26 protein-coding genes are annotated in these 25894 nt (G+C 61.7%); 11 read left to right on the top strand and 15 right to left on the bottom strand.

Going from position 1 to position 25894, the window contains the following annotated elements; translation table 11 throughout:
- Positions 1-46 precede the first annotated feature (46 nt).
- The 7 genes from AC5WNJ_RS09450 to AC5WNJ_RS09420 form a co-directional block, all read right to left on the bottom strand.
- Positions 47-1252 (bottom strand): GAK system CofD-like protein, encoded by a 1206-nt coding sequence (locus tag AC5WNJ_RS09450; protein WP_175090099.1) that lies wholly within the window; start codon positions 1250-1252, stop codon positions 47-49.
- A gap of 213 nt (positions 1253-1465) precedes the next feature.
- On the bottom strand, positions 1466-2140 hold the full coding sequence (locus tag AC5WNJ_RS09445) for an HAD family hydrolase (RefSeq protein WP_495929450.1): 675 nt from the start codon (positions 2138-2140) through the stop codon (positions 1466-1468).
- A complete protein-coding gene (locus AC5WNJ_RS09440; RefSeq protein WP_495929449.1) occupies positions 2133-3320 on the bottom strand; it encodes an ABC transporter ATP-binding protein in 1188 nt (395 codons plus the stop codon). The genes AC5WNJ_RS09445 and AC5WNJ_RS09440 overlap by 8 nt, the downstream gene beginning before the upstream one ends.
- Entirely contained in the window at positions 3320-4300 is a 981-nt protein-coding gene (locus tag AC5WNJ_RS09435; protein WP_495929447.1) for an ABC transporter permease, read from the bottom strand. Before AC5WNJ_RS09435 ends, AC5WNJ_RS09440 begins: the two co-directional genes overlap by 1 nt.
- Positions 4284-5132 carry an ABC transporter permease gene (locus AC5WNJ_RS09430; protein ID WP_495929445.1) on the bottom strand — a complete coding sequence of 283 codons (849 nt, stop codon included), beginning with the start codon at positions 5130-5132 and terminating at the stop codon, positions 4284-4286. Before AC5WNJ_RS09430 ends, AC5WNJ_RS09435 begins: the two co-directional genes overlap by 17 nt.
- A complete protein-coding gene (locus tag AC5WNJ_RS09425; protein ID WP_176677285.1) occupies positions 5132-5965 on the bottom strand; it encodes an alkaline phosphatase family protein in 834 nt (277 codons plus the stop codon). Before AC5WNJ_RS09425 ends, AC5WNJ_RS09430 begins: the two co-directional genes overlap by 1 nt.
- Positions 5966-6057: 92 nt before the next feature.
- Positions 6058-7146 (bottom strand): ABC transporter substrate-binding protein, encoded by a 1089-nt coding sequence (locus tag AC5WNJ_RS09420; RefSeq protein ID WP_495929444.1) that lies wholly within the window; start codon positions 7144-7146, stop codon positions 6058-6060.
- A gap of 642 nt (positions 7147-7788) precedes the next feature.
- Here AC5WNJ_RS09420 and AC5WNJ_RS09415 point away from each other — a divergent pair.
- Positions 7789-8559, top strand: coding sequence for a UTRA domain-containing protein (locus AC5WNJ_RS09415; RefSeq protein ID WP_495929443.1), 771 nt, complete (start codon positions 7789-7791; stop codon positions 8557-8559).
- A 152-nt stretch (positions 8560-8711) separates the two neighbouring features.
- On the opposite strand, the gene AC5WNJ_RS09410 is transcribed toward AC5WNJ_RS09415, so the two are convergent.
- Complete coding sequence (locus AC5WNJ_RS09410) at positions 8712-9269, bottom strand: LabA-like NYN domain-containing protein (protein WP_495929441.1); 558 nt, start codon at positions 9267-9269, stop codon at positions 8712-8714.
- A gap of 204 nt (positions 9270-9473) precedes the next feature.
- Positions 9474-9662 carry a PFL_1563 family small protein gene (locus AC5WNJ_RS09405; protein WP_495929440.1) on the bottom strand — a complete coding sequence of 63 codons (189 nt, stop codon included), beginning with the start codon at positions 9660-9662 and terminating at the stop codon, positions 9474-9476.
- 331 nt (positions 9663-9993) lie between these two features.
- Here AC5WNJ_RS09405 and AC5WNJ_RS09400 point away from each other — a divergent pair, with 331 nt between their 5' ends.
- From AC5WNJ_RS09400 to AC5WNJ_RS09385, 4 genes are all read left to right on the top strand, one after another.
- Positions 9994-11079: an NAD(P)-dependent alcohol dehydrogenase gene (locus tag AC5WNJ_RS09400; RefSeq protein WP_495929438.1), complete on the top strand. Its 1086-nt coding sequence runs from the start codon at positions 9994-9996 to the stop codon at positions 11077-11079.
- A 148-nt stretch (positions 11080-11227) separates the two neighbouring features.
- Entirely contained in the window at positions 11228-12091 is an 864-nt protein-coding gene (locus AC5WNJ_RS09395; RefSeq protein ID WP_054557253.1) for a PA4780 family RIO1-like protein kinase, read from the top strand.
- A gap of 205 nt (positions 12092-12296) precedes the next feature.
- Positions 12297-12455, top strand: a complete 159-nt coding sequence (locus AC5WNJ_RS09390; RefSeq protein WP_176677284.1) for a hypothetical protein — start codon at positions 12297-12299, stop codon at positions 12453-12455.
- A gap of 81 nt (positions 12456-12536) precedes the next feature.
- Entirely contained in the window at positions 12537-12818 is a 282-nt protein-coding gene (locus AC5WNJ_RS09385; protein WP_495931037.1) for a metalloregulator ArsR/SmtB family transcription factor, read from the top strand.
- A 90-nt stretch (positions 12819-12908) separates the two neighbouring features.
- On the opposite strand, the gene AC5WNJ_RS09380 is transcribed toward AC5WNJ_RS09385, so the two are convergent.
- The 4 genes from AC5WNJ_RS09380 to AC5WNJ_RS09365 all read right to left on the bottom strand — a co-directional run bounded on the left by AC5WNJ_RS09380 (position 12909) and on the right by AC5WNJ_RS09365 (position 16509).
- Positions 12909-13409, bottom strand: a complete 501-nt coding sequence (locus tag AC5WNJ_RS09380) for a YehS family protein (RefSeq protein WP_495929436.1) — start codon at positions 13407-13409, stop codon at positions 12909-12911.
- A 116-nt stretch (positions 13410-13525) separates the two neighbouring features.
- Positions 13526-14290 (bottom strand): YiiX/YebB-like N1pC/P60 family cysteine hydrolase, encoded by a 765-nt coding sequence (locus tag AC5WNJ_RS09375; protein WP_495929435.1) that lies wholly within the window; start codon positions 14288-14290, stop codon positions 13526-13528.
- An 87-nt stretch (positions 14291-14377) separates the two neighbouring features.
- On the bottom strand, positions 14378-15484 hold the full coding sequence (locus AC5WNJ_RS09370) for an endonuclease/exonuclease/phosphatase family protein (protein WP_495929433.1): 1107 nt from the start codon (positions 15482-15484) through the stop codon (positions 14378-14380).
- A 95-nt stretch (positions 15485-15579) separates the two neighbouring features.
- Positions 15580-16509 carry a DMT family transporter gene (locus AC5WNJ_RS09365; RefSeq protein WP_495929431.1) on the bottom strand — a complete coding sequence of 310 codons (930 nt, stop codon included), beginning with the start codon at positions 16507-16509 and terminating at the stop codon, positions 15580-15582.
- A gap of 369 nt (positions 16510-16878) precedes the next feature.
- On the opposite strand from AC5WNJ_RS09365, the gene AC5WNJ_RS09360 reads away from it, so the two are divergent.
- Entirely contained in the window at positions 16879-17745 is an 867-nt protein-coding gene (locus tag AC5WNJ_RS09360; RefSeq protein ID WP_495929429.1) for a cation diffusion facilitator family transporter, read from the top strand.
- 183 nt (positions 17746-17928) lie between these two features.
- Here the strand turns inward: AC5WNJ_RS09360 and AC5WNJ_RS09355 are convergent, their stop codons facing one another.
- Complete coding sequence (locus AC5WNJ_RS09355; protein WP_495929427.1) at positions 17929-19311, bottom strand: NAD-dependent succinate-semialdehyde dehydrogenase; 1383 nt, start codon at positions 19309-19311, stop codon at positions 17929-17931.
- 348 nt (positions 19312-19659) lie between these two features.
- Here AC5WNJ_RS09355 and AC5WNJ_RS09350 point away from each other — a divergent pair, with 348 nt between their 5' ends.
- Genes AC5WNJ_RS09350 through AC5WNJ_RS09340 form a run of 3 tightly spaced genes read left to right on the top strand, consistent with a single transcriptional unit; the run spans position 19660 to position 20925 of the window.
- Entirely contained in the window at positions 19660-20100 is a 441-nt protein-coding gene (locus tag AC5WNJ_RS09350) for a low molecular weight protein-tyrosine-phosphatase (protein ID WP_285461040.1), read from the top strand.
- A gap of 34 nt (positions 20101-20134) precedes the next feature.
- The gene (locus AC5WNJ_RS09345; protein WP_495929425.1) at positions 20135-20398 is read left to right on the top strand and encodes a hypothetical protein; all 264 of its coding nucleotides are present in this window, start codon (positions 20135-20137) and stop codon (positions 20396-20398) included.
- On the top strand, positions 20398-20925 hold the full coding sequence (locus tag AC5WNJ_RS09340) for a hypothetical protein (RefSeq protein WP_285461042.1): 528 nt from the start codon (positions 20398-20400) through the stop codon (positions 20923-20925). The genes AC5WNJ_RS09345 and AC5WNJ_RS09340 overlap by 1 nt, the downstream gene beginning before the upstream one ends.
- A 91-nt stretch (positions 20926-21016) precedes the next feature.
- Here AC5WNJ_RS09340 and AC5WNJ_RS09335 read toward each other — a convergent pair whose 3' ends face one another.
- Positions 21017-24382, bottom strand: coding sequence for a bifunctional diguanylate cyclase/phosphodiesterase (locus AC5WNJ_RS09335; RefSeq protein ID WP_495929423.1), 3366 nt, complete (start codon positions 24380-24382; stop codon positions 21017-21019).
- A 114-nt stretch (positions 24383-24496) separates the two neighbouring features.
- On the opposite strand from AC5WNJ_RS09335, the gene AC5WNJ_RS09330 reads away from it, so the two are divergent.
- Together AC5WNJ_RS09330 and AC5WNJ_RS09325 are read left to right on the top strand one after the other, a co-directional pair.
- Positions 24497-25018: a CidA/LrgA family protein gene (locus tag AC5WNJ_RS09330; RefSeq protein ID WP_495929421.1), complete on the top strand. Its 522-nt coding sequence runs from the start codon at positions 24497-24499 to the stop codon at positions 25016-25018.
- Positions 25015-25743 (top strand): LrgB family protein, encoded by a 729-nt coding sequence (locus AC5WNJ_RS09325; protein WP_153635939.1) that lies wholly within the window; start codon positions 25015-25017, stop codon positions 25741-25743. The genes AC5WNJ_RS09330 and AC5WNJ_RS09325 overlap by 4 nt, the downstream gene beginning before the upstream one ends.
- The last annotated feature ends 151 nt before the right edge of the window (positions 25744-25894 follow it).

Below are 25894 nucleotides of genomic sequence, written 5' to 3'. Positions count from 1 at the left end.
CAACTTCGCTCAGAGCAACTTCAGGCCGAGCGGCTCGTGGTTGGCGTCACACCAGCGACAACAGCGCGGTGACCAGCAGCTCGTTGTCGTAGTAGGGTGCGCTCTGCTCGCTGATCAAACGGGTGTCGATCACGGTGATGCCCATGCGCTCGAGCGCCTCGATGCAGGGGCCGCCGGGATAGTCACCGCGCTGGCTGTCGAGGAGCACGATGTTGAGCAGGTTCTCGGTGGGGCAGTCTTCCATGCGGCCGGTCAGGTCGGCACACAGGGTGTCGAGCAACACGCTGACCAGCTCATCCATGCGTTTGCCGGTCTGCTCCGGGTCCGGGCAGCAGTTGGGGATATAGACCTTGGGGCAGGGGTTGGCCAGCACCGCGCGCCCGACGCCCTTGGGCAGCAGATTGGCGAGCACGCTGGAGTAGAAGCTGCCGGGAGGGAAACAGATCAGCTCGGCCGACTCGATCAACTGGCGATTGTTGGCGTGTAGCTCCGGCACCACGGGCACATGCTGGTCGCCCTCTGTCGCGGCCAGGCGCATGCGCGCGATGGGCGAATCGAGAGGGGCGACTTCCTTGCCGGTGATGCGGTGCTGACCGATGATCTCGCGGCCATCTTCCAGCGTTGCCGCCAGATGGAAATCGGCATTGACCACGGCGCGCACCGTACCGCGCACGTGTACCAGCTTGGAGAACAGGAAGATGATCTGATCCAGCTGCTGGTGATGGTTCAGATAGCCACCGGCAATGATCAGGTTGCCGATGCTGGCGCCGCGCAGATCGAAGCCTTCCGGCATGGCGTCGATGAGAAAGCCCAGCTGATGGCAGATCAGGGTGCGCATCGGTTCCGCGACCGCCATGGTCAACGGATGACGTCCGGCTGCCAGCTCGCGCAGCGTGGCGTGCAGCATCTCCGGGCGCGCTTCACGCGGCAGGCGGTGGGTAAACAGGCGATAGATGTCGGGATGGCCCAGGACACTGTCATCGGCCAGCGCCATCAGGCGTGAACGCAGGTCGCCGATGGCGGGCATCGAGAAGGCGTCGCGCAGTTTGGCTGAGCTGCCACCGGAGTCGAACGGCGTCACCAGATGGATGCTGTGGTGGGTATAGCGGGTCAGGGTGCGCGAGACCCCGGTCAGTGCGGTGCCGCCACTGAAGAACAGCACGCGCGGGCCGACTTCGGGGGCTTTAAGATAGCGCCTGACGCGCATGGGATCGGGTACACGTGCGATCCGACTGACCCTGACCTTGGCCATTGCATGGCTTCCTTTATGCTTGCATTTTTGGCATAGAGTGCCTTTTTTTACGCCCAGCGTCGCCTATTATGCACTTTCTCTCAATTCCAGCGCAGGGACTCTCGATTCCCGTCCAGTCTCTCAATTCCAGCGCAGGAGCTCTCGATTCCCGTCTCTCGATTCCAGCCCAGCGTCTCTTGCTGCCAGCCTCTCTCATTACCAACCCGGTTTCCTTCATTGCCAACGTAGTGTCTGCCAGGCGCGCTGTTGCGCTAGGTTGGCAAGGGTCGGGTCCGGGTGGACGGCGAAGGGGTGATCGACGAATTCCAGCAAGGCCAGATCATTGCGTGAATCCGAATAGCCCCAGCTGGGCACTCCAGTGCTGTGGCTGGCGTGTTGCCGTTGCCATGCCTTGAGTGCCGCGAGCTTGCCCTCGCGGAAGGTGCGAATGCCACAGGCCCGCCCGTTGTAGCAGCCTTGCTCGGTCTCAAGGGCCGTGGCCAGGGCCGCGTCCAGCGCCAGGCGCTCGGCGAGGGGGGCGACCAGATGCGCTGTCGAGGCCGAGATGATCACGACCTGATGATTCTGAGCGCGGTGCCAATGGATCCGCTCCAGCCCCTCACGATACAGGCGTGGCATCAGCTCGGCATCGAGAAAGCGTGCCACCTCGGCATCGACCTCACTGACGGCCCGCCCTGCCAGCGGGACCAGCAGGTGAGTCAGGTGGGTCTCCATGTCGAGCTCACCTGCCACGTAGTCTTGCATCTGTTGTGCCCAGATCGCGCGATATTTCTCGCCATCGACGATCCAGCCCCTCGCGATCAACCAGTCGGTCCAAAGCCCCGTGGCATCGCCCTCGAGCAAGGTGTCGTCAAGATCGAAGATGGCAAGCCCTGTGATGTCAGTCATGGGACACCTGCGTCGTGGTGGCGGTCTCGTTACCGCCCAGCGCCTGAACCTCATCCAGATCGGCGTGCAGTATCACGCGCAGATGGCGCGGCAGTAGCTGCCGAGCACTGCGATTGAGGACATCGACATTCAGGCGCAGTCCCTGACAGTCCACCTCGTAGCGCACGATATTGCCGAGCAGCTGGTGGCGGCGGATCACGCCCGGGCAGCCGGGGCCGGCATTGTCCGGCAAGGGTTGGGTCGGGAAGTTGGCGTACTCATCCTGCTGTCCCTGGGGGCTGGTGTCCGGTTGCAGGTACAGCGCTTCCGGGCGCAGTGCCACGCGCTGGCTGTCGCTTTCGTACCCGAGCAGCGGGCGCGCCAGCTCGCGACCGATCAGATTGTAATGCCCCATGAAACCTGCCGCCGTGGCATCCACCGGGCGGGTATACAGCGACTCGGCATTGCCCTGCTGCAGGATGCGCCCCTGATGCATCAGGAAGATGCGGTCCGACAGCAGCAGTGCTTCCTCCTGATCGTGGGTCACGAACAGGGTGGTCAGGCCGAGGCTCTTCTGGATGTCACGGATCTGATCACGCAGATGGCGGCGGATACGCGCATCGAGTGCCGACAGCGGCTCATCCAGCAGCAGGATCTGCGGTTCGACCACCAGCGCGCGTGCCAGTGCCACACGCTGACGCTGGCCGCCGGACAACTGGTGCGGGAAGCGTTGCGCCTGATCGGTCAGCTCCACCAGTCTGAGCACCTCGCTGACACGCCGCTCGCGTTCTTCCGGGCGTACCTTCTTCATGCGCAGGCCGAAGGCCACGTTGTCCGCCACCCGCATGTTGGGGAACAGCGCATAGTGCTGGAAGACCATGCCGATGCCGCGACGCTGCGGCGGCAGTGGCGTGATGTCGTGACCATCGACGATGATCTGGCCGGCATCGACATCATTGAGACCGGCGATGGCGCGCAGCAGGGTCGACTTTCCGCAGCCGGAGGGGCCGAGCAGGGTGATGAATTCCCCCCGCGCGATCTCGGCCTCTATCTCGGCGAACACCTGGGTCTTCCCGAAGCTCTTGGCCAGGCCATTGAGCTTGAGATAGTGCTGGTCGGCGGCGCGTTCGCGCAGGGCGCTGGTCAGAAGGCCGCCGGCGCTCTGGCTATCGAATGTGGTGGCGGTGTCGATGGCAAGCATCAGCGGTCCCCTCTGTATGTGGAGTCTGGCGACTGGTGAGTGGTGTGACGCGGCTCGGGGTCGGCGCTCGGCACCGGGCCGGGCAAGCCGTCGGTCATGGCGGTGGCCAGCACCTCGTCGGGGTCATCCGCGGGCATCTCCTGCTCGGCGGGCTGACGATTGCCGAGCCAGGTCAGGATCAGGGTGAACACGAACAGGGTGATGACCAGGGCGCTGGTGAAATGGCCGCTGGCGCCGCGGATATTGTTCAGATAGACCTGCAGGGTTTCGAATCGGGTGCCGACCAGCATGTTGGCGAACACGAATTCGCCGGCCAGGAACGAGAAGGCCAGGAAGACGGCAATCTGGATACCGACGCGAATATTGGGCAGTACGACCAGGAAGAACGCCTTGAGCGGACTTGCCCCCAGCAGTTGAGCGGCCTCCATCAGGGAGGCTACATCCAGTGCACGCAGGCTGTTGGCCAAGGCGCGGTACATGAAAGGCAGCACGATGGTGAAGTAGGTGGGTATCAGGATCCACGGCGTACCGACGATGGCCAGCGGGCCGCCTGCGTAGAGCTGCAGCAGGCCGACCGATGACACGATGGGCGGCACGGCAAAGGGTAGCAGGATCAGCCCATTCATCACGCTGTCCAGGCGCGGATAGCGTGTATGGGCGAGAAATACCACCGGCACGATCAGCAGCAACGACAGTGCCAGCGCGCCGACGGCGACCAGCAGCGAGCGCCCGAACGCCGCCAGAAAACGCGGTGTGGTCCAGAGTTCCAGAAACCATTTCACGGTCAGGGCGTCGGGGGTCAGGCTGGCGCCCCAGCGTGTCGCCAGGGCGTAGAACAGCGTCGCGATCAGCGGCAGTGCCAGCAGCGCGAAGATACTGGTGACGATGAAGGTGTAGAGATTCACGCGGCGCAGGCGCGCCATCAGGCTGGGCAGCAAGGGCTTGCCGTGGCGATAGGGCAGTTCAGCGGGAAGTGACATGGTAGCTCCTGCGCATGAGCCATTGCTGAATCAGCGTGACGATGATGAGAATGACGACCAGCACCAGTGCCAGTGCGCTGGCCAGTTCCGGCTGCAGGAACAGGTCGCCGGAGACCAGGTTGGCGATGCGGATGGTCATCAGGTTGTAGCTGGTGTTCACCAGCGCATAGACGGTGGCGTAGGCGCCCATGGCATTGGCGAACAGCACGGTGAGCGTGCCCGCCAGTGACGGCCACAGCACCGGCAGGCCGATGTGCTGCCAGTAGGCGAGGCGATTGGCGCCCAGCAGGCTGGCGGCTTCACGCCACTCCGTCTTCAGGGTGCTGAAGGCGGGATACAGCAACAGGATGCCCAGCGGAATCTGGAACCAGGTGTAGATGACGATCAGGCCGGTGCGCGAGTAGAGATTGAAGTCCTCGAGCAGGCCGAAGCGCTCCAGCATCAGGGTCAGCATGCCGTTGGCGCCCATCAGGATGATGAAAGCGAAGGCCAGCGGGACACCGGCGAAGTTGCTGGTCATGTTGGTGAAGGCGATCATCATGCGCGTCAGACGCGGGCCGCAGCGTTGCATGCTGTGACAGGTCACGGCGGCGATCGCCAGCCCCAGCACGCTGGACATGAAGGAGATCTCGAGGCTGCGCCAGATGGCCTGCCGGAAGAAGGCCGAAGAGGCGATCTCGTGAAAGTTGGCCAGCCCCCAGCCAGTAGGGGGCTTGAAGGCGCTGATCATCACCCACACCAGCGGCGCGATCTGGAAGGCGCCGAAGATCAGTGCAAACGGCAACAGCCACATGACGGGGCTGGTCAGGCGGCGCTTGAAGGCGGCAGACATCACTTGAGGCCTCGCGTGGCAGCATGGCTCGCCAGCAGCGACGGATTGCTCGCCTTGCTGTGCTCGAGCCCCAGCAGTGTGGCCAGGGTGCCGCAGAGCTCGCGTTGCTTGAGATCCGTCGCGGTGGCGTTGGCGAAGGCGGTGCCGAAGGTCCACAGCGGCACGCGACGCTCCTCTTCCAGCAGGCCGGAATGTGAGCGGTCGGCATTCATGCCGTGATCGGCGGTGACCATCACCTGATAGCCGGCTTCCAGCCATGCCGGCAGGTAGTCGGCCAGGGCGACGTCGGCATGCCGCGCGGCGTTGCGGTACTGCGGCGTGTCGCCGCCATGACGATGGCCGGCATCGTCGATGTTCATGCTATGCACCAGCAGGAAATCCGGGTCGTGACGCAGGCGCAGCATTTCGGCGTCACTGAACAGATGGTCATCCGGATAATGATCCTGCCAGTAGAAGATGCCCGCCTGGATGGCGGATTCCGGGTTGTCGAGCCAGCGATGGCGGGCCGGCACGAAGGGGGCCGCGACATAGAGTTCGCTGACCCAGTGATAGGCGGCAGCAGCCGTGCGCTTGCCCTGCTGGCTGGCAAGGTCGAACAGGCTGATGCCGCGTGAGCGGCGCACGATACCGTTGTTGACGATACCTGAGTCGACAGGCAGGTCGCCGGTCAGCAGGCATTCATAGAGCGGGCGCGACATGGCCGGCAGCTCGCAGTCCAGTGATTGATACTGGCCACGGCCGGCCTCGACCAGGGCACTCAGATAGCCCATGGCATGATGACCCACGGCATGGTTGAGGCCGTCGAGCACGACAAGAATGACACGCTGAGACATGGTGACTCCGTGAAGCTCAAGACGGCACCGCAAAGGCGATGCCGTCTGTCAGGATGGTGCGCGCTCTGCTCGCGTGAAGCAGAGGCCGGGGATCACTGCTGGTGGATCAGTACCTGGGACTGCCACTGACGCGGCAGCTGCTTGGCACTGGCTTCCCAGCCCGCGAAGTCCTGAACCGGACGAGCATTGGCGTACTGCTCGTTGGGCAGCAGCTTGGCGGCGATATCCTCAGGCAGGGTGAGGTGCTCGGCGCGGATCGGACGGGCATAGCCCTTGGCCAGATTCAGCTGACCGGCATCGGAGAGGATGTACTCACGGGCCAGCTTGGCGGCATTCGGGTGCGCGGCATGCTTGTTGATGATGGTGGCGTAGCCGGAGGTGACGGAGGCATCAGACGGAATGACGACCTCGAAGGTGTCGCGGTTGATCTGATCGCGATAGTTCAGGGCATTGAAGTCCCACAGCAGGGCGACTTCGACTTCGCCTTTCTCCAAGTTGGCGATGCTCGGCTCTGCCAGTGACAGACGGCCCTGGCGCGCCAGTTCCGCGAAGACTTCCAGGCCCGGTGTCAGGTCGGATTCCTTGCCGCCATTGGCGAAGGCAGCGGCCAGAATGGCGTTGTTGGCCTGGGAGGCCTTGCCCACGGCGCCGACGGACACCTTGTAGTCACCCTCGGCGAGATCTGAGAAGGAGGTCGGGCGCTCATCTTCGCTGACCAGCGTCTTGTTGATCATGAAGGAAATGGTGCCGGTGTAGCCCAGTACCCAGTGGCCATCCTTGTCTTTGGCCCACTCCGGGATCTGATCCCAGGTCGTGGTCTTGTAGGCTTGGGTCACGCCTTGCTGCACCGCGATCGGACCGAAGGCGAAGCCCACGTCACCGATATCGGCGGTGGCGTTCTCACCCTCGGCCTTGAACTTGGCGACTTCCTCGGCGGAGCTCATGTCGGTATCGCTATGTGCGATGGAATACTTCGACTCGAGGTCTGCCCAGGTGTCCTTCCAGTTGGCCCAGCTGTCCGGCATGCCGACGCTATCGACACGGCCTTCGGACTGAGCAGCCTCGAGAAGGTCAGCCGGCATGTCGGCGGCACTGACGGAGGCACTGCCCAACAGGGCGGCCATGCAGGTGGAAACCAGCAGGCCGGTGGAGCGGGGTGAGGTAGTGGCAATCGATTTCAAGGAGATTTCCCCAGTAGGTGATGAACAATCGCTGCGCTGAAGGTAAGGCGTGACGGGCATCAGGCACCCTGTCGACACGCTGAGAGCACGTCCGGGTGCTCAGGTCATTGCTCAGGCCGGTTCTCGGATCATTGATCAGACCAGCGCTCTGCCAAGTGCTCAGGCAAGTGCCGAGAGAGCCGAAACTGTGTGGTCTAGTTCAGTCTGAAAGACACGATCGACTCTAGCGCTCGCCTGTGACAGTTGCGTGTCGTCAACATGTCGTTGTCATGGCATGGGTGAGGGCTCTGCCTCTGCCTCCTTCATACCTTCTCCGTGCCTTGCCGCGGGCTTCAGTCCTCGCTATCTTCCACAGCCATAAGTGTGCAAAGCATGGCGTGCAAGGCATGAGCCAGCGTGTGATGACTGGCCTGGCGTGGCAGCCAGAGCTGCGCTGTCACCGAGTTGTCACGCCAATGCCACTATTCTCCTCATGCGTGTCTCGACAAGCGTGTCTTGAAAATACGCACTGAGCTTTGCGAGTCATCTGAACTAGACCACAGGAATCTTTTCTCTCTGACCCTTTCCATCCTGGACGCCCTGGATGTCATGCAAGTGACTCGCCAGAAATTGCTGTCTTTCGTTATCTTTCAGGAACTTCGCATGCCTTCATCTTCGCTTGAGCCCCAGAGTGACGCTGCTTCATCAGCAACTCCTGACGCGGATGTCCCCGTGGCAGGGCTCAAGGGCAAGCTGCTGAACCATCTTGAGGCAGCGCCGCTACGCGCCTCACAGCGCCTGCCCTCCGAACGTGAGATGATCGAACGCTTTGCCACGACGCGGGTCACCCTGCGCGACACCCTGCTGCAGCTGGAGGCGGAGGGGCGTATCTATCGCGAGAATCGGCGGGGCTGGTTCGTCTCGCCGCCACGACTGCGCTATGACTTGCTGGCGTGCCTGCCATTTCGCGACATGGTCGAGTCACAGCAGCGGGTGGCCAGCACCGAGGTACTGGCGGCAGGAGAGGTCGCTGCCAACGCGGTGATCGCGCAGCGACTGGGGATTGCGGAGGGCTCAGTGGTCTATCGCATCACTCGCGTGCGGCGTATCGACGGGCGGCGCGTGCTGCATGTCTGCCATCACCTGCGACGTGACTGCTTCCCGGGCATCCTCGATTTCGATCTCGGAGCCCACTCCCTGACCGACCTCTATCGACGCGAATACGCCATTCGTGTCAGCCGCGTCAGCTTCGAACTGGCCTCCACGGTGTTCGACGCTGAGGCCGCCGCCGCGCTGAACGCCGCGCAAGGCAGCCCCGCGCAGCGCATCACCCGAATCAACTTCGATCAGAATGGCCGCGCGGTGGACTGCGATGATGAACACTGGCGCCACGATGCCATCGAATTGACGCTGAGTGCCGCACCACAGAGCTAGTCGACAAGTTCGCGGTAAAGCCTGAATGTCTGGCAGGCCGCTGGTAGCCCAGACGAAAACACCCGCACATCCTCTTGATTAGTGGAGGCAGTGCGGGTGTTTCTTGTGCGACAGACAGGATTCGAGCGCGGTTGAGACGCGATCGATCGGTATCAGCGCATCAGCAGGCTTTCATCGACTTCGCGGAAGTGATGGGCGCTTTTCATCAGGGTGAGGGCGGTGAGGGCTTCGACGCCATAGACGCGTGTGGTGATGGCGTGACGGGTGGCGACATGATCCAGCAGCAGGGCGAAGTCGCCATCGCCGGAGGCGAGGATGATCTCATCGACTTCGGGGGCGGCTTCCATCACGTCGATGGTGATGCCGACATCCCAGTCGCCCTTGGCCGAGCCGTCGCCGCGCTGGATGAAGGGCTTGAGTTTGACCTCAAAGCCTATCTCGCGCAGACGCTGCTGAAATTGCTGTTGCTTGGGGTCGCCACGGTCGATTGCGTAGGCGTAGGCATGCTGAATCGAGCCGAGACGCTCGAGTTCTGCCCACAGGCGACGATAATCGAACTGCCGACCGAAGGTATCGCGGGTGGTGTAGTAGATGTTCTGCACATCGATGAAGACGGCCAGGCGTGTGCGTGCCCCATCCGCGTCGAGAGTGCCATGCGCGCTATGCTGGCGGGAGTCGAGAGAGCTGTCGCGCGAAGAGGATGCTGACATGGGCGTCGCCGTGGCGGGAGGGCAATGGCAGGCAAGAGGCGGTTTTCCTCTCCCCAGAAAGAAGCCGGCCGCTACCTGATGATGCAGGGCAGCGGCTGGAGGTCTAGCGATGAACAACGCTCTCACCAGTCAGTGACTCGATGGCAGGCGCCAGTTGAGAGAGGCGAGCAGCGCGTTCGGGCACCAAGGCTTGATGGGCAAGCTTCAGCTCTTGGCAGCAGGGTTTGACGGCTTGGTCGGCTTGACGCCAATGATTTGGCCGCTGACACCGGATTCAATCACATCCACCTTGCCACCACGGTCCAGGAAGGCCTGCATCTGAGCTTCAAGCGAGGCTGAGGTTTCGACAGCAGCCGGTGCTTTTTTCTTTGCAGCAGTACGAGTATTCGCCATGCGGGACTCCGTTCCAAGACGTGAGGGGTGAAGGTGTATGATAACACAGTGGCAACTTTGCTGCTTGATGGCGTCAATTTGGAATCAGGAGCCTTATGTTTCGCGCCGCTTTCTGTTGTGTCTGCAAGCCTCGCGCAGCTTGGTGGGTCGCTGTTGCGATCTGACCAACACAGTGATGCAGGGCAGCCAAGCCATTGAAAAGTCGGGCTGTCGGCAAGAGGTCAGTGGGCATGATCGCGATTGCCGCATGGCATGCGAATCCCTTTCACGGGCGCTGAATCATCTTTGATGGTTACGCCAACCGACGCTCAGCCAAGCAAGGAGAGACTCCATGACTAGCCCTTCCAACGGTGGTTTTGACGGCCAGACTCGCGCTTATGCCGTGGCATCCGAAACGGCAGACCTGGCGCCCTGGAACTTCGAGCGTCGCCAGCCGCGTCCGGACGATGTGGCCATCGAGATTCTCTACTGCGGTGTCTGTCACTCGGATCTGCACGTCGGCCGCAATGACTGGGGCTTTTCTCAGTATCCGCTGGTGCCGGGGCACGAGATCGTGGGGCGGGTGACCCAGGTAGGCAATGACGTCAGTCAGTACAAGGTGGGCGACATGGTCGGCGTTGGCTGCATGGTGGATTCCTGCCGCGAATGCAGCGCCTGTCAGAAGGGGCTCGAGCAATACTGCCTTGACGGCATGACCATGACCTACGGCAGCCCGGACCGTCACGACGGTAGCCTCACCCAGGGCGGCTATTCCGACAAGATCGTCGTCAGCGAACGCTTCGTGGTCTCCATCCCGGACAAGCTCGACCCGGCTGTGGCAGCGCCGCTGCTGTGCGCGGGTGTCACGACCTATTCGCCGCTGCGTCACTATGGCGTGAAGTCCGGTGACAAGGTCGGGGTGATCGGCATGGGCGGCCTGGGCCACATGGGCATCAAGTTCGCCAAGGCGATGGGTTGTGAAGTGACGCTCTTCACCCGCAGCGAGAGCAAGGTCGAGGAAGCGCGCGAGAATGGTGTCGATCATGTGATCGTCTCGACGGATGATGAGCAGATGGCAGCCGCCACCGAAACCTTCGACTTCCTGCTCGACACGGTGCCGGTGCCGCATGATCTCAACCCTTACCTCAATACCCTGAAGTACGACGGCACGCATATCCTCGTCGGCCTGGTGCAGGAAGTGGACCCCGCGCTGCAGGGCGGCAATCTAGTGATGAAGCGTCGCGTGCTGGCCGGCTCGCTGATCGGCGGCATGCCCGAGACCCAGGAAGTGCTCGACTACTGCGCCGAGCACGACATTGGCTGCGATATCGAGATGATCGACATCGACACCATCAATGATGCCTGGAAGCGCATGCAGGAAGGCAAGGTCAAGTATCGTTTCGTGATTGACATGCAGAGCCTCAAGAACGCCCAATAAGCGCTGACGCTGCTGCCGATCAGGCAGTCTGTCAGTGAATGCTGAAACCCCCGCCAATGACGCATTGGCGGGGGTTTTGTCGTAAGGTATGTCACAAAATTGCTACAGGGTGATTCCCGATGTATCGCAAAACGCGTATAAGAACGCGATGAAAACGCCAAAGAGAATCCAGCCGCTCATAGATGACGGCCTGGTCGATGAAGTGCTTCGCCCCTTGATGAGTGGCAAGGAAGCCTCGGTTTATGTCGTGCGCTGCGGAGAAGAGATTCGCTGTGCCAAGGTCTACAAGGATGCTGCCCAGCGCAGCTTCAAGCAGGCTGTGCTGTATCAGGAAGGTCGCAAGGTGCGTAACAGTCGCCGTCAGCGGGCGATGGAGAAGGGCTCCGGCTTCGGACGCAACCAGCAGGAAGCCGCCTGGCAGAATGCCGAGGTCGATGCGCTGTATCGTCTGGCCGATGCCGGTGTGCGCGTGCCGCAACCGTTCGGCTGCTTCGATGGCGTGCTGCTGATGGAGCTGGTCACCGATGACGACGGCAATGTGGCGCCGCGCCTGAATGATGTCTCGATGTCCGCCGAGCAGGCGCGGGAAGACCATGCGCTGATGATGCAGTACATCGTGCGCATGCTGCATGCCGGCCTGGTGCATGGCGACCTGTCCGAGTTCAACGTGCTGGTCGATGACTATGGCCCAGTGATCATTGATCTGCCGCAGGCGGTCGATGCTGCGGCCAACAATAATGCCAAGAGCATGTTGGCGCGTGATGTCGCCAATATCACCGCCTACTACGCGATGTTCGCGCCTGAACTGGCACAGACACGCTACGCCGATGAGATCTGGGCATTGTTTGAGGCCGGTGATATGGACCCGGATGTCGAGCTGACGGGCCTTTATGAGGACGACGCCGAAGCGCCGGACGTGGATGCGCTGCTCGAGAACATCATGGCGGCCATGGAAGAAGAGCAGGAGCGCAAGGCGCGCCAGAAGAGTGCCGAAGAGGGCGATGATGACTAGCTGAGCTGCTAGCTACTGGCCGGGGCTTGGGTTGTGGCGGGCAGCTCTTGGGAAGAGCTCTCGAGTGGCGAGCAACTGGTGCCTCGCTACAGCATGCGTCGGACCTTCTTGCACGCGCCGGGGGCGATGACTCAGACTTGGCGAGCGAGTCGATCGCTACCGATCTCAACCCTTCGATACCGCCATCGCGTCGTATCAGAAGGCGATGCAGCAGTGTCGCCAGTGGGATGGCCAGACCGATGAGCTGTTGTTCTGGGATATCGAGGATCCGCGCAATGAGGATACTGCGGTGTCCTATGGGCGCGCCTTGAACGAAATTCGCACGCGCTTGCAGCTGTGGTTGGCGGCACGCTCACATCATTGAATCAGGTGGAATTCTGCATTGTCTCTTCTGACCCCGACACGTCTTTTCAAATGCCTCAGCGACGATACACGCCTTGTGCTGATGTTGCTTATCCATGCAGAAGGCGAGCTTTGCGTATGCGAGATGACCTACGTGTTGCAGGAGTCGCAGCCCAAGGTATCGCGCCATCTGGCCCAGTTGCGCAATTGTGGTCTGCTGCTGGATCGCCGCCAGGGACAATGGGTCTACTACCGCCTGATGCCTGACCTGCCGTGCTGGGTATTGCCGGCGCTGGTTGCGGCGGCGGAAGGGAGCCAGCACCGCATGGCGCCGTTGCTGGCGCGCCTGGTCACCATGGAAGGGCGCCCCAACCGCGAATGCTGAGCCGCTGTGGGTACCGCCATTGCCGCCATACAACAACGCCGCCCCGGAATCCGGGGCGGCGTTGTTGTATGGCGTCACATCAGGGTCTGATCAGACCGGATCGACGGCGTGCTGCTCGGTCTCGGGGTCTTGGCGACGATGGCGCAGCTCGATGCCCTTGAGCAGGTTGCGCAGGATCTGGTCCTTGCACTCGCGGTAGTGGCGATGATCGGGCTTGCGGAAGAAGGCAGACAGCTCGGATTTGGTGATCAGCTCGAACCCGGCCAGTGCCAGCAGCTCGAGCATGTCGTCATCCTTGAGCTCGAAGGCGATCTTGAGCTTGCGCAGAATCAGGTTGTTGTCGAGACGCTTTTCAGGCGCCGGCTGGGCGCCTTCGCGCTTGCCGCGGCGCACGTTGATCAGGCCATTGAGGAACCTGGCCAGGTCGATGTCCTTGATGCGCTGCTGAGCCTCATCATCATCGCGCTTGAGCCAATCGCTGATCTGGGCGCGTGAGACCTCGTGGTCCGCGGCAGCGAAGGTGTTGATCATGTCGGTGTCGGAGAGATTCAGCGCGTAGCGCAGGCGACGGATGATGTCGTTATTGGTCACGGGCGTGGTTCCGGTCGTGAAGAGTGTCAAAGGGCGGCAGGCGGCGCAGTCGGCACAGCAGAACTGATGCCCAGGTGCCGGCCAGCAAGGCCGCGGATGGCGCGCAGCATACCAGATCAGGCGGGCGGTTCGCTCCACTGCAGGCGATGGGGATCGAATCCGGCGCACAGGGTCGGCTTGATGATGTCGAAGTAGGGCGAGATATCGAAGTCGCAGGGCGCAAACAGGCTGTGATGGCGGATATGCAGCAACTCCTGATAGCAGTGCAGGCATGCCGGGTCGCTGGAGGGCAGGACGTCACTGTCTGGCAGGATGGGGTAGCGCACGGCCTGGAAGGCTTCGGCGATCAGCGACGAGCAGATCGCACGGGTCGGGTCGCCGCTGCCCAGTGCCAGCATGCGGCGCCGATAGCGGCTTGGCACCGGTGGCGTGCGAATCAGATAGCGAGCCAGATCGACGATGTTGCGCAGGTCGTATTGATGGCCCAGCCGCGCCTCGGCGTGGGCGATCAATGCGCTGATCTCCTCCTCCGTGAGCCCGACCGGGCGGCAGATACGCGTGTGCTGATGCCAGTAATGGTTGAGGGGGACGCGGCGCACCCCGGCGGTGACGTCCGCTTCCAGCAGGCAGTCGCCCCTGGCCGGACGTCCTCTGCTGTCCAGCGGCGTGCGCACGCAGAGCGCGGCGTGAGACCAGGTCGACTGGGTGAGGTAGCGAATGGCGGTGCTGATACGCGAGGAGCCCTCGACCAGCAGGACATCGCCGCGCCGCAGGGTGGCAGCCAGCTTTTCCGGTGATGACGTGGCGCGATGCGCCGGCAGCTTGCCCGGCGCCGTGAGATGACGCGCCAGCCGCGTGCCCAGCCAGTCGAGTCCTCGCATGCCTGCCTCCCGTATGGCTCAACCCTCATCAGCCAGTCTGGGACCTTTTGGAGAATTCAGCCAAATGCCATCTCAGGCATGTCGCGCTCAGCGACCTGGCTTCGGCACGTCCTGCTGACTGACATTCTCGTCACTGGCGGTCTCGCTGGCCTCGGCCTGGTCGTCGGCGTCCGGTTCCGGGGCATCGAGCGTCTCGCCGGTGTCCTGGGCGGGCGTCAGCGCCAGTTCGGTGAGCAGCGGGAAGTGGTCGGAGCCGAAGGCTTCCATGCGCGCCACGCGCACCACACTGAAGTGCTCGCTATGGAAGAGGTGATCCAGCGGCCAGCGCAGCAGGGGAATGTTGGCGTGGAAGGTATTGAACATGCCACGGCCGACGCGCGGGTCCAGCAGACCGGACAGCTTGCGGAACAGGCGCGTGGTGCGAGACCAGGCCACGTCGTTGAGGTCACCGGTCACGATCACCGGTTGCTGGCTGTCGGCGACGCTGCGCGCCACGATGATCAGCTCGGCATCTCGCTCGGATGACTCGTCATTCTCGGTCGGGCTGGGTGGCGCCGGATGCAGGAAGTGCACTCGCACGCGATCACCGCTGGCCAGCTCCAGCTGCGCATGCATCGAGGGCACGTCATCTTCCACCAGATAATTGATGCTGGCGTCATGCAGTGGCAGGCGTGAATAGACATGCATGCCATAGAGGTTGTCCAGCGGGCATTTGAGGGTGTGGGTATAGCCGTATTGCTCGCTATCCGCCTCGAGCACGTCGAGCCGCTGCTGCCACCAGTCATCGGATTCCAGCGTCACCAGCACGTCGGGCTGTTCGCGTTCGACGATGGCCAGCAGCTTGTCACTGTCGTGGTTGCTGGTCAGGACATTGGCGGTGAGCAGGCGGACCTGACGCTGCCGGTCGTGCTGTCTGGTGCGCGCGGACTCGCAAGGGAAGAGGCGGGTATAGGGCACGATCCAGTGTGCCTGATAGACAAGCCCGGCCACGGCGATCACGGCCAGTGACACCCTGAGCCCGGAGGCAAGCTGGGGTACCGCGAGGTCGGCGATCAACAACATCGCCCACAATGCAGCCAGCTGCAGACGGGGGAAATCCATGATGCGCACCGACCAATGGCGAATACGCGTCAGTGGCAGCAGGGTGAAGGCTGCCATCAGCAGCGTCAGTACGCCGAGTAGTGTGGGGATCATGGTGGCTCCGATGGCAGAGAATGGGGCGGGAAGTCGAACGCTCAAGCGTCAGACATGGTGGCGACATGCCTGACACTCAAGTCAGGACGCTGTTCTCACGAGGCAGCCCGCCGCTGACGCCACAGGCGTGAGATCCACTGCCAGCGATTGATCAGCAGGGCGGTGAAGATCAGGCCACAGCCGGTCATCTGGATCAGGGTCATGCGCTCACCGAACCAGGCTGCCGACATCAGGGCGGCCCAGACCGCTTCCAGCATCAGGATGACCGAGGCGTGGCTGGGGGTGGTCAGGCCCTGTGCGTAGATCTGCAGGAAGAAGCGCAGGGTGCTGGCGATCAGGGTGCTGGCCAGGAACCAGCTCAGGATGTCGAGACTGATGCCGGCGGGCCAGCTCTCGCTGAGCGCCGACAGTATCAGGCAGGTGACGCCGGTGGTCATCAGCTGGATGGCCGTCAGCGGCAGGGCCGGGATATTGCGCACCAGGCGTGAATTGAAGTTGAACACCAGAGCGAACAGGCAGGCGGCGCCGAAGATGAGCCATTGAGCGGGCTCGATGGTGAAGCCATCGGTCGCGCCGGGCTGGCCCATGCCGAGCAGGGCGAATCCGAGCAGGGCGGTGGGCAGTGCGATCCAGGTGCTCAGCGGTGGCCTGTCCTTGAACAGCAGTCGTGCGAGCACCGGCACCAGCAGGATGCCGAAGCTGTTGATGAAGGCGATCACGCCCAGCTGATCAGACAGTGCGACCCCCAGCGACCAGCAGGCCATGGCACCCCCGAACAGGACACCGACGCCGCTGGCACGCACCTTGCGTCTGGTGGATAGCTGGCCCAGTGAGCGCGCATCGAAGATGGCCAGAATGAGCCCCGCAAGCAGGAAGCGACTGCCGATGAACAGCAGAGGGGGCATGCCGGCCATCGCCTCCTTGGAGAATATCCAGCCGGCGGCGGCGATGATGGTGACCAGCAGGAGCAGCAGATCGGCCTTGAGGGGCGAGCGGGAGGGGGTGGTCTCGGAGGAGAGGCTCATGGGGAGGGCAGGAATCCTTTATTCGTTGCTTCGCAAGTGATAACTATCCTATCAAGCTGGCGCAGTGGCTGCTGGCCTTTATCGGAACGCGAAAATCCGCCAATGCGTCTTGAAAGCCGCGCGACTTTCGATGTTACGCTGCGCATCATGCAGACACGTTTCTTTTTTCATTAGATGGCCGGAGGTTGAATGGCATCGACACCGCAAGATGACGCCCGCGAACCTTTGCATGAGTCTTGCGAGCAACACGCTCACGATCATTCCCATGTCCCCGGCTCTTCAGACGGTCACTCGCAGGGTCATTTACACGATCATTCGCACAGCCACTCGCATGAGCATCATGGGCATCACCATGATCATGCGCCTGAGGTGACAGCCGATAGCGAGCGCCGCGTCAAGATGGCGATGTATCTGACGGGCGGCTTCATGCTGGCGGAGGTAGTCGGCGGTCTGGTCGCCGGATCATTGGCTCTGCTGGCGGATGCCGGGCACATGCTCAGTGATACCGTGTCGCTGGCATTGGCCTGGGGGGCGTTTCGTCTCGGGCATCGGGCGGCGACCCGCAAGCTGACCTTCGGCTATGCGCGCTTTCAGGTGCTGGCTGCCTTCGTCAATGGCCTGACCCTGCTGGTGATCGGGGCGGCGATCGTGGTGGCCGCCATCAAGCGGCTCTGGCTTCCCGCCGAAGTACTGGCGGGGCCGATGCTGGCCATCGCCGTACTTGGGCTCATCGTCAATATCGCGGCATTTCGTATCCTGCATCAGGGCGATCAGGACAACCTCAATCTGCGCGGTGCGGTATTGCACGTAATGGGGGACCTGCTCGGCTCGGTGGCGGCCATCGTCGCCTCGCTGATCATCATGACCACCGGCTGGAATCAGGCTGACCCCGTGTTGTCAGTGCTCGCGGCGGTGCTGATATTGCGCGGTGCCTGGTCGTTGGTGAAACGCTCGGCGCATACCTTGCTGGAAGGAGCGCCGGAGCAGCTCGATCACGCCGATATTCAGGCGGGCGTTCTGGCGCTTGAGGGCGTGGAGAGCGTACATGACCTGCATCTCTGGGGGCTGACGCCTCAGTCGCCGATTGCCAGTCTGCATGTCGTCGTCGCCGCCACCAGTGTGCCCGGTGATGTGCTGGAACGGGTTCAGGATTATCTGCGCGACGGCCACGACATCTCGCACGTCACGGTTCAGCTGGAAGGTGAGGCATGTCGGCAGGGCTGTGTGACGCGCTGACTTGATGGGCGCTCAGCGCGATGGTTGAGGAAGGGGAATATCGCAAGGCAAGGCATGCGAATGCCTGACGCAAAACGCCCCGCTGAAAAGCGGGGCGTTGTTGATTGCAGCCATGGGCTGCCTGACTTCGCGACATCAATGCCTCAAAAGCTCAGTGCTCAGGGGCATCGACGATGTGTCACATCAGTGTTCAGCGACATAGACGGTGCGGATGTTCATGAAGGCACCGAAACCATATTCGCTCTGCTCGCGACCGTAGCCACTGCCTTTGACGCCACCGAAGGGCAGTTGGGCGAAGGGCGTGGTCGGACGGTTGACGAAGCTCATGCCAGCCTGGAGCTGACGAGAGACGCGTTCACCTCGTTCGTCGTCCTTGGCCACCACGGTGCTGCCCAGGCCATAGGGGCAGTCGTTGGCAAGCTCGATGGCATGCGCTTCGTTGTCGGCGACCACCACGGAGGCGACTGGCCCGAACAGTTCTTCATTGAAGGCTGGATTGCCCTGAGTGACGTTGGTCAGCACCGTCGGCGGGTACCAGGCGCCGTCGCGATCCGGAATCTCACCGCCGCACTCAAGCTTGGCGCCTGCCTTGATGGCGCGCTGGACCTGATCGTGCAGGTCATCGCGCAGGTCCTTGCGAGACATCGGGCCGATATCGACCCCTTCGCTCATCGGGTCGTCCATGCGCATGTCCTTGACCTTCTCGATCAGGCGCTTGGAGAAGTCCTCGGCGAGGGACTTGTCGACGATCAGGCGCTTGGATGCGGCGCAGCTCTGGCCGGTATTGTCGAAACGCCCGGCGATGGCGAGATCCACCGCACGCTCGATGTCGGCATCATCCAGCACGATCAGCGGATCGATACCGCCCAGCTCCAGCACGCTTGGCTTGAGCGCCGCGCCTGCCTGCTCGGCGACCTTGCGACCCGCCTCTTCACTGCCGGTCAGGGTGACGCCCTGGACGACAGGGTCATTGATGATGTCTTCGATCATCTCCGAGCCCACCGGCAACCAGGTGAAGATGCCCTCTTCAAAGTCGGCCTTGTGGAATAGCTGAGTGATCAGATCGGCGCAGCCCGGGACATTGGAGGCGTGCTTCATCAGACAGACATTGCCGCCTGCCAGGGCCGGAGCCGCGAAGCGGATGACCTGATAGAGCGGATAGTTCCACGGCATCACGCCCAGGACGGCGCCGATGGGGTCCTTGACGATCTTGGCACGCACGGCACCGTCGGCTTCACGCTGCTCGGTTTCCATCAGCTTGGGCAGGTTGTCGGCATAGAAGCGCGCGATGCTGGAGGAAATCTGCGTCTCGCTGATGCCCTGATCATAGGGCTTGCCCATCTCATGAGCGATCTGCGTGGCGATTTCCTTCTGATGCTCATCGATCAAGTCCGCCAGAATGGTGAGGCGTTGCGCACGATCCTGCACGGTGGTCTGACTGAAGCTCGAGTACGCCTTGCGCGTCTGCTCCAGTTTCTGCTGAACCTCTTCCTTGCTCAGCGTGGCGTATTCCTTGAGAACCTTGTCATTGGCCGGATTGGACGCGGTCAGTGTCTTGTTGCTCATCTTGCCTCCCTGGTGGGTGCTGGTTCAGCAAGTGACTGAATGGGGGTCGCAAGGGATCGAGATCGGCCCTTTGACTAGTCACTTCATTGGCTACACATCAGGACTTGGCGATATTGCCTGAGGTCTTCAAGGGGCAGGGGACAAATGCGTCAGGTCACCTCAGTGTTGCCATATGAGCACGCTGCTGGCCCTTGAAACGCCACAGGCTGCGTCAATCGCGCCTCGCAAGCCTGCCACTACAGGCTGCCAGCATGCGACAATGAATACTTGGTGCCCGGGTGCGGGAAAGCGTCTCCAGTGCCGGGCCATCGACATGAGTGCAAGCGTCACAAGGAAGAGGAAGTCAGCGTGTTCAACAATATTCTGGTGGTGTGTACCGGCAATATCTGTCGCAGTCCGGTCGGTGAGGCACTGCTGAAGCAGGCGTTGCCTGGCAAGACAGTGCATTCGGCGGGCGTGGGCGCTCTGGTCGATCACCCTGTCGAGCCCACGGCAGCACGCTTCGCCGTCGAGTCGGGCCTTGAGGTAGGTGAGCATCGTGCACGCCAGGTGTCGGTTGAGATGCTGACGGCGGCGGATCTGATTCTGGTCATGAGCGATGGCCACCGCCGTGCCATCAACCAGATGGCACCGCAGGTCAGTGGCAAGACGATGCTGTTCGGCCGCTGGCTGGCTGGCGGCCAGGGAGAAGAGATTCCCGATCCCTATCGCAAGAGTGAGGAGGCATTCCGCCACGCACACCAGAAGCTGGTGGAGGCTGCTGCGCTCTGGGTCAAGAAACTGATGTAACCAATATTCTGCTATTAAAAACTTTACATGGTTTTTGCCCCGCCGAGGTGAGCGCCTTGCCAGTGCCGAGCGTCGCGTGGAGCAGCTGGACTGGCGTCGCTCCGCCAGTGGTTTGGATCGCAGACTGCTGCAGGATAGCCCGGTGGTGCAGGCCGATCTTGAGGTGCAGCGCCAACGGGTCAGCGCGCTGCAAGCCGAGCAGGCGACCGGCCAGCTCAAGGCGGCATTCGCCGGCAAGGTGCACTCGCTCAATCCTGCCTTGAAAGCAGGGGGCTGGGTCGGTGAGGGGAGTGGGTGATGACGCTGCGCAATCCTCGGCAAGTGGCCCTGACGGCCTGGGTGGAAGAGGAAGAGGTACTGCGCGTCGATGAAGGTGCTACTGCCTGGTTCTATCCGCTGGCGCCTGTAGGCAAGCCGCTGGAAATGCGCGTGGTCAGCGTCGAGGCTCAGGCAGTCGCAGTGCTTGAGCAGCCGGAAATGGCCGCGCCCTATGGTGGGGACTTGAAGGTTCGCGAGGGTGATGATGGGCAGCTGGAACTGATGCGCAGCCTCTATCGGGTCACGCTTGAGCCAGTGGACTTCTCTCAGGCGCTGGCACTCTCGATGCCTGGCCGGCGCGGCATGGTCAATGTCGATACTGAGCCGCGCAGCCTGTTGAGCCGAACCTGGCGTCAAGTGGTGGGGGCTGGCGTCGCGAATCCGGTTTCTGACACCGCTACTCTTTCTTGCATCTTGCACCCTGAAAGGGAAAATAAGCCCAGCCCCCGAGTAGCGTTCGCCGCTCAGAGGCTGGGCTTCTCTGGTCCGGTTCTGGAGATAGGGTAGTGTGTGGTTTTGAGGAAATGCCGCTTCTCTGCTCTATGGCGCCCCGCCCTGACTCAGCAAGCCCGAGCCTCTGATTCAGCAAGCCCTTGTCTCAGTAAACTTTAGGAGAAGGCTCCACCACGCGAGTGTCATTGCCCCGTGAGATTGTGCTGGAGACTTTGCCTTCAGTATGCCCCTTGCCGTGGGCATCATCGGTATTGGGTAGTATGGCGTTTGTCTCGAGTGGCTCCGGCATGCCCAGCGCGTAGCCTTGTACAAAGTCGGCACCGATACTGGTGACGGAGTCGAGCACTTGTGCACTCCCCACGAATTCCGCCACTGTTTTCATGCCCATTTCACGTGCGACTTCGGCAATGGCGCGGGCGATGGAGTAGGAGACGCGGTTGGTGTCCATGTCGCGAATGAAGGCGCCATCGATCTTCAGGAAGTCGACGGGCAGGTTTTTCAGATAACCAAAGGACGAGACTCCACTCCCGAAGTCATCCAGCGCGAAGGAACAGCCGAGTGCGCCGAGTGCCTCGAAGAAGGCGCGGGCGTCGCCCAGCCGCGTGATGGCGACGGATTCGGTGATCTCGAAACACAGCTTGTCACCCGGGATGCCACTGTCGCGGACCATCGTGACCAGCAGGTCGCGAAAGCTTGGGCTGCTTATGGAGTGTCCGGAGAGATTGAGTGACACCATGGTCAGTCGCTGGGCATGCGCAGGGTGCGCTGCCAGCCAGCTCAGGTATTGGCGAATGACATGTTCATCGATGGCGGCCGACAGGCCATAACGCTCCGCCGCAGGCAGGAAGGCGCCCGGCGCAATGATGGTGCCATCCCGGCCTTTCAAGCGCACCAGCACTTCGTAATGTAGATCGCAGTTAAGCTCGCAGTGCGGGCCCTCGCCTGGCTCTGCGTTGACGGCTTGTGGAGTGGCGAGGGTGCTGACAATCGGCTGTTGGTAAAGCACCAGGCGTTGTTCTTCTATGGCCGCGGTGATTTCTGTCAGCCAGTGCATTTCCTGCATGCGCCGTGCTACCTCATCACCGGATTCGCTGTGCCGATGAATGCGGTTGCGCCCGGCATCCTTGGCTTCATAGCAGGCAGCATCGGCGGCACTCAGCAGTTGGTGCGGGTCGTTGTGGTTGCTGTCGATGCTCACGAGACCAATGCTGGTGCTGATGGTGAACAGTTTATCTTCCCACATGAATCGGAAGTTGGTGACGGATTGGCGCATCTGTTCAAGCAGCGCTTCGGCGTCATCCAGCGTCGTGTCGGGCATTAGCAAGCCGAATTCATCTCCTCCCAGGCGTGCGAGTCGATCCTGTTTGCGCAAGCCGGCGGCAATGACGTCGACCAGCTGGATCAATAGGGCATCGCCTGCCGAGTGCCCGCAGGTGTCATTGACGACCTTGAATTGGTCCAGATCGATGTAGGCGAGACAATGCAGTGCGCGGGTGGCACGCGCATCATCACAAAGTGTCGTCAGTTCACGTTTGAAGGCGCCGCGATTGAGCAATCCCGTCAGGCTGTCGTGGTTGGCCTCGTGGGCCATGCGCTGCGACATGGTGTGATTGAGCGTATTGTCGATCAGCGCCAGCAGCGTATAGCCCTCCTGGTCTGGCGTCGCCTCAACCGCAGAAACACTGATCTCGGCATGCACCGAGTTGCCGGAGGCGTGGATGAAGCGGCATTGCTGGGTAAAGAAGTCCTTGCGCTGCTCGATCAGAGCCTGATGTTGCTGCAGGAAGCTTTCCAGGTCCTCCGGCTCGATCAGTTCGCGAATGACACTCTGGGACAAGGTGGCGGCGGTGTAGCCCAGGATGCTCTCGAGTCGTTGGTTGACGCGCAACAGCTGGCCACTGGTGCTCAGGTGCGCCATGCCGACAGCAGAGTGCTCGAAGGTGGCGCGGTAGCGTCGTTCGTTGGCCCGCAGGCGCTTCTGAGAGGCTTGTTGCTCGAATTCGGTCATGAGCTGTGAGACGTGATCCGCCACGGAGGCAAGAAACGCCCGCTCATCATCTGCCCATTCGCGCGGGGCATGGCTTTCTGTACAGCAGATGACGGCCACCACCTGACCTGCCACACGGATCGGGCTGTCGATGATGGCTTTCACGCTGCATCGGAAGGTTCCATCAAACAGCAACTCTTGATTGGCCTTGGTCACATCGGCCAACGCGAGAGCGCGTCCGGCATCTAGGGCTTCGAAATAGAGTCCGTTGTGTTTTCTAGTGAGGCTGGTGGGGACCGTACTAAGCGTCGCATCGTGCGGAGGGGGAATCCATGCATCATGGACGTGGGCGAGTGAAAGGCAGTCGTGGGCGGCATTCATATACCAGAAGCTCACCTTGCGTATCTGCAGTCCTTTGGCGACTTGCTCGCATAACCATGGCAGTAGGCTATCTAGGTGCGTGCTGTCATCGTGGCGGGTGTTGCCGAGCTCGATCAAGGCCGCCTGTTGGCGTTCATAGCGGCGCAGCTTGTCAGCCTGGGCCTCCTTGGCCAGATGCTGCTGATGGATGTCCAGTAATGAGCCAATGAAGCGGTAGGGCTCGCCGTCTCTGACCTCGAATTGAGCGCGTAGCTCAAACCAGCGATGGTCTCCCTGCTGAGTGCGAATCAGCAACTCGCAATTGAAAGGCGTTCCGCTCAGTCGCTTGGCGTTGACCAAGGCCTTGAAGTCGTCACGCATGTCGGGTGCGACTCTCTCATGCAATGCTTCGAGTCCGGTGTCGAGTGTTCCGGCTTCATACCCCAACTGGTTTTCCAGGCGGGTAGAGATGGTCAGTCTCTCGTTGCCTGTTTTCCATTCGATGATGCCATCGGAAATGCTGCGCAATATCCAGCTGGCGCGCGATTGACTGTCTGCGAACTCTGCATTGAGGTAGCTTTGATTGACTTGGCGTTTCAGCGCCTCGGTCGCCAGGGTCGCGAGCTTGTCCAGCCGGATGAGGACGTCTGGGCTGGGCAACTGTTGACGCGGTGTAGTGTCCGCCAGGCTCATGCAGCCGATTATCTCGCCATTGTCTGCCTTGAGGGGCAAGCCGATGTAATAACGAATGCCGTCGGCAAGCACCGAACTGCAACCGGCGAATTCGGGTTGTCGACGGGCGTCACACGTGATGAGGGGACTAGCTTGTAGTACTGCCACGCCACACAGCGCATTGCTAATAAGGACGGACTCATGCGCGTTGTCATCCAGACTCAACCAGCGCTTGAGCTGCTCGCCGTCACGCAGGTTGATCATCCCCATAGGAGCGCCAGCAAGGTCCGCAGCCAGCTCAAGAATCATCAGGGCCTGATGATCCTCTTCATGCCGCAATGTCTTGATCCAATTGGGAATAACGGAAGTATCAAGCCCGAGAGAGTCTGGCATCGTGTCGCAGCCTTCCCTGTCTGTAACGGTGATGGAGAGGTCGAAATCGCAGACTACCACAGTAGAGCGTTGCCAAACCGTTGTTGGCGTCTTGAACATTGAGGGCAGTAAGGACGCCAGGGCAGAGAGGGGAGGTCGTCAAGGATGGCTGTGACATAATTGTCAGTATGGCAGCCTGACGGGCTGACACGGTCAAGAGGAGTATGAAAGGAAATGGCGTTGATTAAGGGGTTCTGCATCCTTCTGCTTTGCCAGTTTCTCGGCGAGGTGACGGGGCGTGCGTTGTTGTTGCCGGTGCCAGGGCCAGTACTGGGAATGCTTTTCCTGCTGCTGGGGTTGATGTTGCGAGGGCGGCTGCGCAAACGGTTGTTGCCTGCCCCGGACAGAGAAGGGGAAGGAGTGCTGCGCGTTGACGAGAGTGCGGATCGAGACTTCGGTCAACGTCAGCTGGCCCGTGCGCTACTGCGGGAACGCGTGCCGGCCAGTCTCAGGCTTGCCAGCAATGGCCTGCTCTCGCATCTGTCGCTGCTGTTCGTGCCTGCGGGCGTTGGCGTCATGGTCCATTTCGAGCTCATCGCACGCGATCTCACCGCCATCGCCATCACGCTGATCGCGTCGATCGCGGTCACCCAGTTCGTCACGGCCTGGCTGTTGCAGCGTCTGATCGATCGAGGCTCTGCTACGCCGAGCGGCCCAGGGGGCAAGTCACCCAACGGTGATGAGGTGTCCTCATGAATCTGGCCCCGCTTGACGCCCTGTGGGTGTACCTGAGCGCTTCTCCGTTATTGCATCTGCTGCTGACGCTGGTGGCCTTTCTGCTGGCGACGGCGATCAATCGTCTGGCACGGGGCGCATCGCTGGCGCACCCGGTACTGGTCTCCATCGCGCTGATCATCGGGTTTCTGTGGCTGACAGACACCGACTATCCCACCTACTTTGAAGGGGCCCAGTTCATCCACTTCCTGCTCGGGCCGGCCACCGTCGCGTTGGCGGTACCGTTGTTTGACCATCTCGATCGGGTCAAGCAGATGCTGTGGCCACTGCTGACGGCCTGTTGCGTCGGCATCGTCACTGCCGTGACCACTACTCTGGGGCTGTCACTGTCGCTGGGAGCACACACCCAGGTGGCCTTGAGCCTGGCGCCCAAATCCGTCACATCACCGATCGCGATGGGGATCGCCGAAAAATTGGGCGGTATCCCCTCGCTGACGGCAGGGCTGGTGCTGCTGACCGGCACCCTCGGCTGTGTGGTAGGCCCCGTTGTCATGCGACTGGCAGGGGCGCGAGACGATACCGTCAAGGGCTTCACCATGGGCTTGTCGGCGCATGGCATCGGTACTGCGTTCTGCTTCTCGTCGGTGAGCACTCTGGCGGGTGCCTTCGCTGGCATGTCGATGGGGCTGACCGGTCTGCTGACCGCCTTCATCGTGCCGCCTATCGTCAGGCTGTTCGGCTTCTGAGCATCAGGGGTATTGGTGGAGAGTCGAGCTGGAGGCGAGCAAGAAGCAGGAAGGCCAGCGTTATCGTGGCATCGTCTTGTGAGAGCTTAAGTTTGCGTTAAGCGCAGCCATTCATGCTGGTGATCACTCCATGGTTAAGCTCAGCGCTTGC

It is taken from the genome of Cobetia sp. PDI-23MA (genome assembly GCF_059507735.1).
Note: the sequence above shows the minus strand (reverse complement) of the source record. Positions and strands in the feature narration are given on the sequence as shown.